16 protein-coding genes and 2 tRNA genes are annotated in these 13,493 nt (G+C 59.8%); 9 read left to right on the top strand and 9 right to left on the bottom strand.

The window, feature by feature from the left end; translation table 11 throughout:
* Positions 1-143: 143 nt before the first annotated feature.
* The 6 genes from HY836_RS01505 (at position 144) to HY836_RS01480 (ending at position 2,534) form a co-directional block, all read left to right on the top strand.
* Positions 144-641 (top strand): DUF4231 domain-containing protein, encoded by a 498-nt coding sequence (locus HY836_RS01505; RefSeq protein ID WP_290672827.1) that lies wholly within the window; start codon positions 144-146, stop codon positions 639-641.
* A 26-nt stretch (positions 642-667) separates the two neighbouring features.
* A complete protein-coding gene (locus HY836_RS01500; protein ID WP_290672824.1) occupies positions 668-1,018 on the top strand; it encodes a DUF2185 domain-containing protein in 351 nt (116 codons plus the stop codon).
* A gap of 32 nt (positions 1,019-1,050) precedes the next feature.
* The gene (gene arfB, locus HY836_RS01495; RefSeq protein WP_290672822.1) at positions 1,051-1,461 is read left to right on the top strand and encodes an alternative ribosome rescue aminoacyl-tRNA hydrolase ArfB; all 411 of its coding nucleotides are present in this window, start codon (positions 1,051-1,053) and stop codon (positions 1,459-1,461) included.
* A gap of 93 nt (positions 1,462-1,554) precedes the next feature.
* Positions 1,555-1,707, top strand: coding sequence for a hypothetical protein (locus HY836_RS01490; protein ID WP_290672819.1), 153 nt, complete (start codon positions 1,555-1,557; stop codon positions 1,705-1,707).
* Positions 1,643-1,942, top strand: coding sequence for a cysteine-rich CWC family protein (locus HY836_RS01485; RefSeq protein ID WP_367114598.1), 300 nt, complete (start codon positions 1,643-1,645; stop codon positions 1,940-1,942). Before HY836_RS01490 ends, HY836_RS01485 begins: the two co-directional genes overlap by 65 nt.
* Before the next feature lie 49 nt (positions 1,943-1,991).
* Positions 1,992-2,534, top strand: a complete 543-nt coding sequence (locus tag HY836_RS01480) for a hypothetical protein (RefSeq protein WP_290672814.1) — start codon at positions 1,992-1,994, stop codon at positions 2,532-2,534.
* Positions 2,535-2,644: 110 nt separating this feature from the next.
* Here HY836_RS01480 and HY836_RS01475 read toward each other — a convergent pair.
* The 7 genes from HY836_RS01475 to uvrC all read right to left on the bottom strand — a co-directional run bounded on the left by HY836_RS01475 (position 2,645) and on the right by uvrC (position 8,734).
* Positions 2,645-2,720 (bottom strand) — tRNA-His (locus tag HY836_RS01475).
* Positions 2,721-2,758: 38 nt separating this feature from the next.
* Complete coding sequence (locus HY836_RS01470; RefSeq protein ID WP_290672811.1) at positions 2,759-4,696, bottom strand: SurA N-terminal domain-containing protein; 1,938 nt, start codon at positions 4,694-4,696, stop codon at positions 2,759-2,761.
* Between the two features lie 152 nt (positions 4,697-4,848).
* Positions 4,849-4,924, bottom strand: a tRNA-Val gene (locus tag HY836_RS01465).
* A 26-nt stretch (positions 4,925-4,950) separates the two neighbouring features.
* Positions 4,951-5,223, bottom strand: a complete 273-nt coding sequence (locus HY836_RS01460; RefSeq protein ID WP_290672808.1) for an HU family DNA-binding protein — start codon at positions 5,221-5,223, stop codon at positions 4,951-4,953.
* Between the two features lie 235 nt (positions 5,224-5,458).
* A complete protein-coding gene (gene pgsA / locus HY836_RS01455) occupies positions 5,459-6,025 on the bottom strand; it encodes a CDP-diacylglycerol--glycerol-3-phosphate 3-phosphatidyltransferase (protein ID WP_290672805.1) in 567 nt (188 codons plus the stop codon).
* A gap of 29 nt (positions 6,026-6,054) precedes the next feature.
* Positions 6,055-6,603 carry a hypothetical protein gene (locus HY836_RS01450; RefSeq protein WP_290672802.1) on the bottom strand — a complete coding sequence of 183 codons (549 nt, stop codon included), beginning with the start codon at positions 6,601-6,603 and terminating at the stop codon, positions 6,055-6,057.
* A complete protein-coding gene (gene uvrC / locus HY836_RS01445) occupies positions 6,590-8,734 on the bottom strand; it encodes an excinuclease ABC subunit UvrC (protein ID WP_290672799.1) in 2,145 nt (714 codons plus the stop codon). The genes HY836_RS01450 and uvrC overlap by 14 nt, the downstream gene beginning before the upstream one ends.
* Positions 8,735-8,743: 9 nt before the next feature.
* On the opposite strand from uvrC, the gene earP reads away from it, so the two are divergent.
* The 3 genes from earP (at position 8,744) to HY836_RS01430 (ending at position 11,849) form a co-directional block, all read left to right on the top strand.
* Positions 8,744-9,985 carry an elongation factor P maturation arginine rhamnosyltransferase EarP gene (gene earP, locus HY836_RS01440; protein ID WP_290672796.1) on the top strand — a complete coding sequence of 414 codons (1,242 nt, stop codon included), beginning with the start codon at positions 8,744-8,746 and terminating at the stop codon, positions 9,983-9,985.
* A gap of 127 nt (positions 9,986-10,112) precedes the next feature.
* Positions 10,113-10,667 (top strand): elongation factor P, encoded by a 555-nt coding sequence (gene efp / locus HY836_RS01435; RefSeq protein ID WP_290672793.1) that lies wholly within the window; start codon positions 10,113-10,115, stop codon positions 10,665-10,667.
* A 165-nt stretch (positions 10,668-10,832) separates the two neighbouring features.
* Positions 10,833-11,849: a diguanylate cyclase gene (locus HY836_RS01430; RefSeq protein ID WP_290672790.1), complete on the top strand. Its 1,017-nt coding sequence runs from the start codon at positions 10,833-10,835 to the stop codon at positions 11,847-11,849.
* 12 nt (positions 11,850-11,861) lie between these two features.
* Here HY836_RS01430 and dusA read toward each other — a convergent pair whose 3' ends face one another.
* Together dusA and acpS are read right to left on the bottom strand one after the other, a co-directional pair.
* Positions 11,862-12,926, bottom strand: a complete 1,065-nt coding sequence (gene dusA / locus HY836_RS01425; protein WP_290672787.1) for a tRNA dihydrouridine(20/20a) synthase DusA — start codon at positions 12,924-12,926, stop codon at positions 11,862-11,864.
* On the bottom strand, positions 12,913-13,392 hold the full coding sequence (gene acpS / locus HY836_RS01420; RefSeq protein WP_290672784.1) for a holo-ACP synthase: 480 nt from the start codon (positions 13,390-13,392) through the stop codon (positions 12,913-12,915). The genes dusA and acpS overlap by 14 nt, the downstream gene beginning before the upstream one ends.
* Positions 13,393-13,493: the final 101 nt, after the last annotated feature.

Raw genomic sequence — 13,493 nt, 5'->3', positions numbered from 1 at the left:
TTCAATCACCATCGATTGATGGGGCCACTTGGTAATGTCCCGCCCGCTGAATTCGAGGCAAACTACCACCAACAACGCGCTGGTCAGGCCGCGACCGTCTGACTTAAACCAACTGGCCTCCGCGAAACCCGGGGCGCTTCAACATGAATACCGAAGATCTCCTGAAACAATGGTTGGTGGGCATTCGCATCGCACACATCCAACAGTTCCTCGCATCCAACCACAGCGAAAAGATGCATCGACGTCTTGGTATACCAACCGTGGTGCTGGGAACCGTGGTTGGTACGTCGGTGTTCGCCAGTCTCGACGCCACCCCTCAGGCATGGGTCAAGATTGGCATCGGTCTCCTCAGCGTTGCCTCAGCGGTTCTGGCTGCTTTGCAGACATTCATGGGCTACACCGAGAAGTGCACCGAGCACAAGGCTGCTGCCATCAGATACGGCAAGTTGCGACGCGAGCTTGAGCAATACATCGCCTGCCACAAGGAGGGCGACAATGGCGACGAGGCTTTTTTGCTCGACTTCCGCGAGCGTTGGAATGAAACGGACAGCAGCGCACCCACCACGTCGCAGCGCTTTCACGATGCAGCTCGCAAGCAAGTCGCGCTCAGCAAGAGCCTGGACACGTCCCAAGCCAACTAATCCTTACCCGACACGATCTGAACAACATGAGCAAGAAACTCCATCTCACACCGGATCAGATCAAACCATTGATGACAGGCCTTGGCTCATGCATAGCAACCGACAAGATCACAGTCGAGGGGCGACCTGTACGTTTCATGTACCGCGAACAACCCTTGTTTAACGGTGACAGCGGTTGGCGCTTCCTGTCTGGGCTGGAAAGTGATGCCTACATGGAGAACGCCAGAAACCAGGGCACCCATGACGTGAACATCATTGCGAACGTGGCCCCTTCCGTGCTGCCCTTCCTGAACGCGCCAATCGGGTCAGCCTTTGAAAAGCCACATGGTGAAGGAGACTTTCAGGAAGCCGGTGATTGGGAACCTGACGAAGACTGACACCGCTCAACTTCCTGCAACAACAAAATCACATGACTGCGCACCTTCAACCCGGGGAAGTCGATTTCACGGCCATCCGCGCTCAAGGACCGGGTGGGCAAAATGTGAACAAAGTGTCGAACGCAGTGCACTTGCGATTCAACATCCTTGCATCATCGCTACCGGCGGACATCAAGCAAAAGTTGCTCGCACTGCCGCGCTCAAGAGTCAACAAAGATGGCATTCTGATCATCAAGGCGCAATCATCGCGCAGCCTGGAAGACAACAAAGCCGAGGCACTCGCACGGCTGACGACGCTCATCGACGAGGCCGCCGTCGTTCAAGTGCCCCGGCATCCAACGAAGCCGACATACGGCTCACGGCTGAAGCGCTTGAAGGGCAAGGCCGTTCGCGCCGAAGTCAAGGCTGCAAGAGGTCGAATCAACACCGGGGATCCAACGTAGCCCCGGACTTTCCCGAGCCACGATCTACCGCGAGCTGACCCGCTTTCTGTGTCAATTGATGTATCGTGAGTCCATCACCAAAGAAGGATTGCCATGGCCAAGCCAAATTACCAGTTCGAGAAGCGCCAGAGAGAGCTGGAAAAGAAGAAAAAGAAGGAAGAGAAAGCCATGAGAAAGGCCCATGCGACAGACGAGCCCATTCAAACTGCGGACATGCCCAAAGAATCGCCCGCACCAACGCCTTGATTTTCGTGTGCCACAGATGTCTTCGTCAGACGACCACACATGCCCTTTGTGTGGTGCCCTAAATCATTGCGCATTGACGGGGGCAGGACACACACCAGTTGAATGCTGGTGCACCGAGGCACGCATCAAGCCGGATGCGCTCGCCCGCATTCCAGCAGTTCTCCTGAACAAGGCTTGCCTTTGCCCGCACTGCGCAAACGATAGCCATGACAAATCGAGGGTGACGGACGCATAATCCAGGCAAATTCACAGGGGAGTCGACATTCAATTCTTTAGGCGCAACCATGAAAACCCGTGAAGTAACGCTTCCCGACGGCCAGTGCTTTCAAGTTCCCCAAGGCATCCAGCGTATTGACTCCACATCCACCCATGGATGGCAAGTCAGGTATCAAGGCACCAAACTTTTTTCCGATGGCGAGGCTGCTGATCCAAGGCGGTCACTGGCAAACGCATTGTCGGAACTCGTAGCACGCATGAATGTTGCGCCCGCATCCACGACAATCAAACATCGGCCCAGCGCCCACAAAAAGTCTGACCTGCCCGCAGGTATTTCAGGCCCCATTGTTCGCCAGCGACCCGGGCGCGCACTAACTGCAGATCTTTCTGTTCTCTTGCCCCGCTTTGGTGGGCGCGCGGAAATACGCAACGTCTATATAGGTTCGCAAAACACCTATACACCTGACAAGTATCTGGCAACCCTTGAGAAATGCCTGGCCTTGCGCAACAGCGCCATCAACCGCTATGAGCAAGACGCCCGCAAGGCCAGAAAAGCCGCGGTCGCCGCACTGAAGGCTCAAATGCAGGCTCTGAGAGCACCAGGCCCGTAAACACATCTTAGCTGCGGCAGCGTTGTGCGCTCGTTCGGCACACATCAAATCTGCCAGCGCAAAGAAAAATCCCCTAGAAGAATCAATCTTCTGGGGGATTTTTTATTCTGTGGGGTGGCTAATGGGACTCGAACCCACGACAACCAGAATCACAATCTGGGACTCTACCAACTGAGCTATAGCCACCGCTGAAAGACTACGATTATAGCGCGCTTTTTGGCTTTTTACTCAGCCGCCGAAGTTTTTTGCGATTCAGTGACCTTGTCCATGGTCTTCTTGCCTTCATTGACAAACTGAACCTTGTACTGCCGCTTCAGTGCACGGTAGTAGGCATCAGCCTCTGCCTTGCCCCAATAGCCACCATACTGAGACTGCGCCTCACCCAACTCCTGCTCTGAGATCTGCATTGGCAGCACCTTGTTGACCTTCAGCAGGGCAACGCCCTCAGGCCCCAGATCAACCACCGTCCAGGCAGGCAACTGCTTTTCCGGAATGCGCAAGGCCGACTCGAGAACAACGGGTGGCTGGTTATAGATCGTCTTGCCAGACATCTGCACCGATGCAGGCAATTGCGACTTCTCGGGCGACTGCTTCCACAAAGCCATTTTCCCCTCGGCATCCTTACGAGCAGCCCTCAAAGATTCAGAGGCAACCCAGCGCTCACGCAACTGTGTCTGCACGGCTTCAAAAGGCTGGCGAGTAGCGGGGCTGTACTTCACGATGCGAGCCGACACCAACTTGCTGGGGCCGACCTCGATGGCCTCGGTGTTACGCGACTTGCTGCGGTTGGCAGGATCAAACAGCGCATCGAGCACTCGTCGATTGGAAAGCACGCCCTGATCCTTCGAACCTGGATCACGCAACACACCGCTTGCGCTCTGGATCTGCAATTTCAACTCGTCTGCGGTGGGCTTGAGACTGTCAGACTGCTCGTACACACCGTTGGTGAATTTCTCAGCCACGCTGGCGAACTCGCGCTGGGCCAACTGCTTGCGAGCGTCATCCTCCAGTTGCGCCTTCACTGCCTCGTAAGGCTGCGTCTGGCCACCACGGACCTCGGTCAACAAAATGATGTGGAAACCATAGTCGCTTTCCACCACATCACTGATCTGGCCAGGCTTGAGCGCGAACGCGGCATCTTCAAACGCCTTGGTCATGGCGCCACGACCAAAGAAGTCGAGGTCACCGCCATTGGCAGCGGACCCAGGATCATCAGAGTTCTTCTTGGCCAGCTCTGCAAATTGCGAAGGATTTTTCTGGAGTTGAGCCAGCAGTTGCTCGGCCTTGGCGCGAGCCGCCTTCTTCTGCTCGACGGATGCATCCTTCTTCACTTCGACAAGGATGTGGCGAGCGCGCCGCTCTTCCGGTACCGTAAAGCGCTTTTCATTCTCTTTGTAAGAGCGACGCAAGTCATCCTCATTGACACTCACCCGCGTCTTGAGCGCCTCAAGGTCAAGCACCAGAAACTGGACGTCAGCCTTCTCGGGCTCCGTCAACCAACCCGAGTTGGCGGGATCCTTGTAGAAAGCCTGCAGTTGATCGACGCCAGGGTTCAGCGCAGCCGCATAGGCCTTCGGCTCGAACTTCATCCACTGAACATCGCGAACCTGAAACATCGCTTCCAAGGCCGCCTTGGTCGCCACCGTGGATGTCTGACCGGTTGACTGAACACCGCCCAGCACCTGGGCCATGGTCAATTCCTGACGCAACAGCGCTTCCAGGCGAGCAGGCGTCATGCCTTGCGCTTCCAGCAACTGCTTGTTAAGGCTGCCGTCGGGATTGCGCAAAGAGGCGAATCGGGGATCGGTTGCAAACGCCCGAACCAGCCTCGAAACCGGCGCACTCAAATTCTGGTCGAACGCAGCGACGGACAACACAGACTGCCTGACCAGCGAGTCCAGAGATTTGCTCTTGAATTCTGGCGTGTCAAACAACTTGGCATCGATGCCAGGCTGTTGAGCGCGGTAGTTCTCCGCCACGTTGCGGTTGGCGTTGTCCCACTCGGTCTGCATGATCTTCTGAGAGCCGACCTTGGCAACCACCCCTTCGTCGCTGGAAAAGCTTGAATAACCCTGAATGCCGAAAACAACGAACGACGGCAGGATGAGCAGGATCAGCAGAATCTGCAGGATGCGGGTGTGCTTGCGAACGAAATCAAACATGGCGATGGACCAGTTGGTGTCGGCCTTCTTGAGGGCCGTTTAAGTACATAAGTACAAACCGCGTTTGAGGTGTGCTGCAGCCAAAAAGAAGAAGGCAGACCTCAGACAACACAAAGGCGAACCAAGGTTCGCCTTCAAATCTTCGCTATCGGTGGTGGGTGCTGAGGGGCTCGAACCCCCGACCTACGCCTTGTAAGGGCGCCGCTCTACCAACTGAGCTAAGCACCCGACAGACAGAAAACGATATTCTAGTCTCAGTTCACAGCGTCTTTGAGTGCCTTGCCGGGACGAAACTTGGGTACCTTGGCTTTTTTGATCTTGATGGCGTCGCCCGTGCGAGGGTTACGCCCAGTACGGGCCGCGCGCGTGCTCACGGCAAAGGTGCCAAACCCAACAAGCGACACGCTGCCGCCCTTTTTCAGTGTGGTAGACACACCACCGATGACCGCGTCCAGGGCGCGGCCAGCGGCTGCCTTGGAGATGTCGGCCTGCTGGGCGATGTGTTCAATCAGCTCGGACTTGTTCACGAAAAATCCCCTCAAAAAGATGCCACGAAACGAGTTCCAAAATCCTGGCGTGCTTGCAGCGCTACGTCGGTCGGGGACAGCACCGTAAGGACCGCTCGACCCGGCTGAGAACCGGGAAAATGATTCTATGCCCAATCATTCCGGCGTCCTACCTGAGGAAGACGCGGATATGCACGCTTGACAGCAGGCAAGCGATGGCAACTCGCTGCGACGAGATGCCTTATGCGGACTGTGTTCAACGCGCCTTGGCGCGGATGTCGGGCAGGGACTTTTGCAGGTAATAGGCCATGGACCAGATGGTCAGACCACAGGCCACGTATATGAGCCATGTGCCCAGCACGCGTGTGTGCAGGCCCAGGCCGATATCACCGTCGTACAGCAGCAACACGATGGCCGCCATCTGCGCCGCCGTCTTGAGCTTGCCCAGCATGTGCACGGCCACGCTGCGCGATGCGCCGATTTGCGCCATCCACTCACGCAAGGCCGAGATGGCAATCTCTCGCCCGATGATGATCAACGCCACCGGTGCCGTCACCCGCTTGAACTCCAGCAGGATCAACAGCGATGCGCAAACCAGGAACTTGTCTGCCACAGGATCCAGGAAGGCCCCGAAGGACGACGTCTGATTGAGGCGCCTCGCCAACCATCCATCCAGCCAGTCCGTCAGGGCAACGACCACGAACAAGACACTCGCGAACAGGTTGATCTTGGCGATCGGCCACTGCAGATAGAAGAGGCCCACGATCAGCGGAATCGCAACGATCCGCGCCCATGTGAGCAAGGTGGGCAAGGTCCAGAACATGGGTGCATTGTGCCCCGTAACAGAGCGCTTCAACGCTGATCCAGTGTCATCGGCTTGAACTTCTTGTCCGCATTGAACAAAAAGGTCTCATTGAACTTCCAGGGTTTGGGCAAGCGACTGACATCACCAAAGGGCGCGGCGCGCCTGACGGCCGCCATGGCCATGGCGACGGTTTCACGAGCCTGACTGGGGTAGCGCATCACGGCAATGTTCTTGATGCCGCCATCGGCATGGAGTTCAATCGTCAACACCGGAATCGCCAGCAGGATGTCGGGCGGCTTGCCCGTGTAGACCACGTCGGGATTGGCCAAGACCATGCGGTTGGCAGCCTGTTGCCGTGCGTCGGCCCAGCTTTTCGGTGTGTTGGGTACGGGGAGCTTGATCGCCCCCTTCGAGGTGTTTACCGTTGTCGGCATAGGCACAGGCGTCGGTGCAACGGGCCGCGCGCTGACACCCGCCGGCTCTTCCTTCTTGCCAAAAAGGCTACATCCCACCACACCAAAGGCCACGGCAAACCACAGGCCGTACGACACCACACGCCTGACCAACTTGCCACCTGCTACGTCAACGCAATGCACGATAGATCTCCTCGGCCAGTTCACGCGAAATACCTTCGACTGTAGCCAGCTCTTCCACACTGGCCGATGCTACGCCGCGTACGCCGCCAAATCGCTGCAGGAGCTTGGCCCGACGCTTCGGCCCCACACCGGGAATATCCTCAAGACGGCTGCCACCAGTGCGGACACTGGCCCGCTTGGCACGCATGCCAGTGATGGCAAAGCGGTGGGCTTCGTCGCGGATCTGTGCCACCAGCATCAGCGCAGCGGAGCTGGGTGACAGCTGCAGCTTGGGCCGCCCGTCAGCGAACACCAGTTCTTCCAGGCCCACCTTGCGGCCTTCGCCCTTTTCCACGCCCACGATGATGGACAGTGGGATGCCCAGCGTCTCGAACACCTCGCGCGCCATGGACACCTGCCCCTTGCCGCCATCGATGAGCACGATGTCCGGCACCCGTGCCGCCTTGGTGCCCGTCGCGCTGTAGCGGCGCGTCAGGGCCTGCTTCATGGCGGCGTAATCGTCACCCGGCGTGATGTCGTTGATGTTGTAGCGACGGTATTGCGAGGACTGCATCTTGTGCTGCTCATAGACCACGCAGGACGCCTGTGTGGCCTCGCCCGCCGTGTGGCTGATGTCGAAACACTCGATGCGCAGGCTGGCCAGGGGATCGCGCGTGGCAGTGGCCTGACCTGCATCGCCCGCCTCTGCCGCCCCGACCTCCGGCTCTTGCGCCCCCTCAGACGTACCCACTTCCGCAGAGCCCTGCCCCTCGGCACGGCCATCAGCCTCGTCGGACGACAAGCCGGCAGCGCGCCCATCCAGGTCCAGATCGAGGTTGAGCGCCTCCACCAGCGCCCTGGTGCGTGCCTGCTGGGAGCCCTCCTCGCTGAGCAAACGGGCCAGCGACAGGGTCGCGCCGGTGATGGCCATGTCCAGCCAGGCTCGACGCTGCTCGCGCGGCTGGTACACCACCGGGACCTTGCGCCCGCCCTGCTCACCCAGAGCCTCGATCAACTCGGGATCCACCAGGTGACTGAGGATCAGCATGGCAGGCATCGCGCCGCCCAGGTAGTGCTGAGCCAGGAAGGCCTCCAGCACGCGCACCTCGGTAGCATGGGTCAGCGCATCGGCATGGCCCTGCTCTGCGGTGTCACCACCTGCCGCATCGCCAGGTGCCAACTCATCCGGCGCCAGCACATGGTCCTGCACGTGAACGGGGAAGTGAGCCCGGTCGCCCAGATGACGACCACCACGCACCATGGCCAGGTTCACACAGGCACGACCGCCCTGCACCTTCACCGCCAGCACGTCCACATCCTTGTCCATCACGGTCTCGACCGACTGCTGGTGCAGCACGGCTGACAGCGACTTGATCTGGTTGCGGATCTCGGCAGCCTTCTCATACTCCAGGCGCTCGGCGTGCGACATCATGCGTGTCTGCAGGTCTTCCAGCACCACCTCGGGCTCACCCAGCAGGAAGCGCTCGGCCTGGCCCACACTGGCGGCATAGTCTTCCTGGCTGACCAAGTCCACACAGGGGCCGCTGCAACGCTTGATCTGATAGAGCAGGCAGGGCCGGCTGCGGTTCTTGAACACCGCGTCTTCGCAGGTTCGGATCAGGAAGACCTTCTGCATCAGCTGAATGGTTTCCTTGACCGCCCAGGCATTGGGATACGGGCCGTAGTAGCGGTGTTTGCGGTCCACCGCGCCACGGTAGTAGGACATGCGCGGGAAGCCCTGCGTGGAGATCTTCAGATACGGGTAGCTCTTGTCATCGCGAAACAGGATGTTGTAGCGCGGGTTGAGCGTCTTGATCAGGTTGTTTTCCAGCAGCAGCGCTTCGGCCTCGCTGCGGACAACCGTGGTCTCCATGCGGTCGATGCGCGACACCATGTGCCCGATGCGCGAGCCGCCATGGTTCTTGTGGAAGTAGCTGGAAACGCGCTTCTTGAGGTCACGCGCCTTGCCCACGTACAGCACCTCGCCGCGGGCATCAAAGTAGCGGTAGACACCAGGCAAGCCCGGCAAAGAGGCCACCTCGGCCAGCAAGCGATCCCAGACCTGCGTGCGTGCCTGCTCCTGGGCCACGGCCGCCGCGCCTTCGTCAGGTTGAGGGTTCCTTGCTTGATCGGGGTCTGTCGGCAAACTCATGAGGCAGGATTGTCTCTGACAACCCATGGCTTGCGCGGGGCTTGCCATAATCCCGCGATGCTGTGGGATGTGTTTTGTCGTGTCATCGACAACTTTGGCGATGTCGGTGTGTGCTGGCGGCTGGCCTGCGACCTGGGTCAGCGTGGCCAACAGGTGCGCCTGTGGATCGATGACGCCAGTGCCCTCAACTGGATGGCACCGTACCTCCAATGGACGGAGAGCGATGCGACCTGGGGGTTGCCTGGCGCCCAGGGGCAGCCAGGAGTCACCGTACACCGCTGGCACGATGCAGAAAGGCCCGCATCGGCCAACCCAGGCTTGAAAGCGGGCAATGTGGTCGTGGAGGCTTTTGGCTGCGATCCACCGGATGCCTTCATTGAACGCATGCAAGCCCGCGCAGCGCAAGGCCTGCCGGCGCAATGGGTCAATCTGGAATATCTGAGCGCGGAAGACTATGTGGAACGCAGCCACGGCTTGCGCTCACCCGTGTGGTCCGGCGTGGGCGCGGGCCTGAGCAAGCGCTTTTTCTACCCAGGTTTCACGCCAGCCACGGGTGGCTTGCTGCGCGAGCCCGATCTGATCGCGCGTCGGCAGGCGGAAACCAGCACGCCAGCGCTGAAGGATGCGTTCCTGCGTCGGATCGGTGTGGATCTGCCCCATGACCAGGGCGTTCAAGAGACACCTGCCGAGCTCGGCGGCACCATCTTGCTGTTCTGCTACGACTCTGCACCGGTAGCTGAGCTGCTGGACAGGCTGGCTACCTCCGCCCCCCAGGCCAGGGTACTGCTCACGCCTGGCCACGCAACCCGACTCGCGTCCGACTGGGCCCGCACCCACCCAGACGCCACCTTGCGACTGCACCCGCTCCCCGCCTTGCCCCAGGACGACTTCGACCGCCTGCTCTGGTGCTGCGACTTGAATCTGGTGCGTGGAGAAGACTCCGCCGTGCGCGCCCTGTGGGCCGGCCGCCCGCATATCTGGCACATCTATGAGCAAGATGACGGCGTGCACGCCGGCAAACTGGATGCCTTCATGGCGCGCTGGATGGCCGATTGGCCGGCTGCCTTGAGGGCATCGGTGCACGCCTGGTGGATGGCCTGGAACCGCCTGGGCCCCATGCCGGACACGCTGCCGGACTGGCGTCAGGCAGACACTTCCTGGCGCCGGAACAGCGAAAACGCACGCGATCTGCTGGCAGGGCAGCAAGATCTCACCAGCCAGTTGCTCACTTTCGCCTCAAGCTCAGGCTAAAATGAGAGGCTTTGCTTTGTGGCACCCGCGCGTTTGATCGGGTCGCCGATCACGGCAACCCCATTATTTTCGTCCTCTTTGAAGACACAGAATCGACTCCCTAAAAGGGAACAATCGGGAATCCACCATGAAACTCGCACAAGAAATCCGCGCTGGCAACGTGATCATGCAGGGCAAGGACCCGATGGTCGTCCTGAAGACTGAATACAGCCGCGGCGGTCGCGGTGCAGCCACCGTGCGCATCAAGATGAAGAACCTGCTGAACGGCGCTGGCGCCGAACTGGTTTTCAAGGCCGACGACAAGATGGATCAGATCGTTCTGGACAAGAAGGACTGCACCTACTCCTACTTCGCCGACCCGATGTACGCGTTCATGGACGCCGAGTACAACCAGTTCGAGATCGAAGCCGAAAACATGGGCGACGCAATCAACTACCTGCAAGACGGCATGGAAGCTGAAGTCGTGTTCTATGACGGCAAGGCCATCTCGGTCGAACTGCCCACCACCGTGGTCCGTGAAATCGAAACCGAACCCGCCGTCAAGGGCGACACCTCCGGCAAAGTCATGAAGCCAGCTCGCATCGTCGGCACCGGCTTCGAAATCCCGGTCCCTCTGTTCGTTGAAAACGGCGACAAGATCGAAATCGACACCCGTACGCACGAATACAAGAAGCGCGTCTGATCCTCCGCGATCTCGCCTCACAAAAAAAGGACACCGCACGGTGTCCTTTTTTTATTGCCCGATCGCAAGCTGCAAAAGCCATATTGCAGCGCACAATAGATCCCGAGTTTGCTGTCTTGAAGCTCAAGCTGTCCCAACCAGTCAGACATCAAGAGGCCAGATTCCATGGATACGCCGAGCCTGCGCGTGCTCCTCGTCGAGGACGATCCTGCCCTGCTGCTCAACCTCGGCCAGCAGTTGCGGCGTCTGGGGCACGAGGTATTTGAAGCGACCACCTCCCAGCAAGCCTGGCGGGTTTTTCTCGACAAGACGCCCCAATTGATCCTGCTTGACGTGCTGCTGCCTGACAACGATGGCTTCTGGCTGTCAAAGCAGGTGCGTGCCCACGAAGGCCGGCACTGGACGCCGATCCTGTTTCTGTCTGCCCTGGTTCAGGAAGATGACCTGCTGCGCGGCATCCAGGCGGGTGGCGATGACTATCTGTTCAAGCCTGTTTCGCCCACTGTGCTGGCAGCCAAGTTGCACGCGCTCTCGCGCCAGATCCGGATGCGCGACGAACTGGAGCAGGCGAAACTGACCCTGGTCGAACTCAACGAACAGCTGAGGCACAAGAGTCTGCATGACGAGCTCACCGACCTCGGCAACCGACGCGGCTTCGACGAGCGACTGCAAGACTATGTCGCCCAGGCGCGCCGGGATCAACGCCCGTTGACCGTCCTGCTGTGCGATGTGGACTTCTTCAAGCGCTACAACGACCGCCTGGGGCACATCGAAGGTGATGCCTGCCTGCGCCACATTGGCGAAATTCTCAAACAGGTCTGCCGTCGCCCGCTGGACTACGCGGCGCGCTACGGCGGCGAGGAATTCGTGCTGTTGCTGCCCAATACGCCGGCCGAAGGCGGGCTGACCTTCGCCATGGCCCTGCAGCACGCCCTGGACCGCGACGGCCGTTACCACCCGGATTCGGCCGTAGCCAGCCACGTCACGCTTTCAGGTGGATTTGTCAGCCTCATTCCAGATGGCAGCACCACGCCTGGAAGCCTGGTTCAACAAGCTGACGAGGCACTGTACGAGGCCAAGGCGCGCGGGCGCTACCGCTTCGTCAACCTGAGTGCCTGCATGGACACCGGCGACCTGTCCACGGCGCCACGGATACTCAACCCCACACCCAGGGTTGCCTGAAGCGCGATACGGTCAGTCGGCCTGCTGGGGCGCACGCTCGTGTGCCCTGGCCATGACCGCGGCCGGAGGCAAGGCCTTGAGTGTGTGGTCAGACCACACCTGACGCCAGCGTCGTGCACCGGGCATGCCGCTGTACAAACCCAGAATGTGGCGAATCACGGCCGGCCAACGCACCTCACCATGAGGCAAGCCGGCGGTGCGGTCCATTTCGCGCTGCGCGTACGCCACCATGGCCGCTTCGACACCCTCGCGCGTCAGCACATCGCCTTCGGCTTGTTCGCCATAAAAGAGACTGTCCCAGTCGGCCATCATCCAGGGCGTGTGATACGCCGCGCGCCCCACCATCAGGCCATCCAGCGTGACACCATCGAGAACGGCGCCAGGCTGCAGTTGCGCCAGGCAGGCAGCGTTGTCAGCCAGCCCCCCGTTGAGCACGATGGTCAGGTCAGGAAACTCCTGCTTGAGGCGGTGCACGAACTCGTAACGCAGCGGGGGGATCTCCCGGTTTTCCTTGGGGCTCAGGCCCTTGAGCCACGCATTGCGGGCATGCACGATGAAGACCTTGCAACCCACATCGGCGATGGTCCCGACAAAGTCACGCACAAATTCGTAGTTCTCGATCTGGTCGATGCCGATACGGTGCTTGACCGTGATGGGCATGCGTTCATCACCACCGGTGGCATCCATCATCGCCTTGATGCCCTCGGCCACCAGACTGGCCTCGGACATGAGGCAGGCACCAAAAGCGCCACGCTGTACACGCTCGCTGGGGCAACCACAATTGAGGTTGACCTCGTCATAGCGCCATTGCAAGGCCAGCTTCGCACACTTCGCCAGATCGGCTGGTTCGCTGCCGCCCAGTTGCAAGGCCAGGGGGTGCTCTTCCTCATTGAAGCGCAGGTGGCGGTCGACGTCACCGTGCAACAAGGCGCCCGTGGTCACCATCTCGGTATAGAGGCGCGCATGCTGGCTCAGCAAGCGATGAAAATATCGGCAGTGCCGATCGGTCCAGTCCAGCATGGGGGCGACGCACATGCGCCACGGGCTGAGGTGGTCACCCTGATCAAGTGTGGACATCGGGCTTCCTGTCATATTTCTTTCGGACAATCGCGGCAACAACGGCCGCGGCGTACGCACCGTCGTGACTGATGCTCAAGGCCGTTTGAAGTACGCCCATGCGCTCGGCCAGCGCCCTGGCCTGCCCACTCAAAAGCAAAGCAACCGAGCCATCTGCCTGGCGCACCACGCCCATGTCCACCCATGCCACACCGTGCCCGGCCAGCCCCAGCGCCTTGAGAGCGGCTTCCTTGGCCGCAAAGCGTGCCGCCAGCCGCTCGAACATCAAGGGGGAGGACGATTGCGCGTAGGCTTGCTCCTCAGGCGTGAAAACACGCGTCAGAAACCGAGTGCCAAAACGTTCCACACTGGCCTGGATGCGGCTCATGAGCACCAGATCCATGCCGACGCTCAATTCGGTTTCCCCTGACTGAAATTCGGTCAAGGTAGTCAAAGGGAACGCTGGCAAGGCGGGCGTGATGGACATAGCCGCCCATTATCATTCGCGAATGCTGATATCTCCAGGCAGACCTTGGCCGAAAATCAGCTGAAGCAGGCATTCCAGGCTAGTCATTCAAGACATATAAC

This window comes from Aquabacterium sp. (assembly GCF_016234775.1).
GTDB lineage: Bacteria > Pseudomonadota > Gammaproteobacteria > Burkholderiales > Burkholderiaceae_C > Aquabacterium.
The sequence above is the reverse complement of the archived record's forward strand: the minus strand, read 5'-3'. Positions and strand labels throughout refer to the sequence as shown.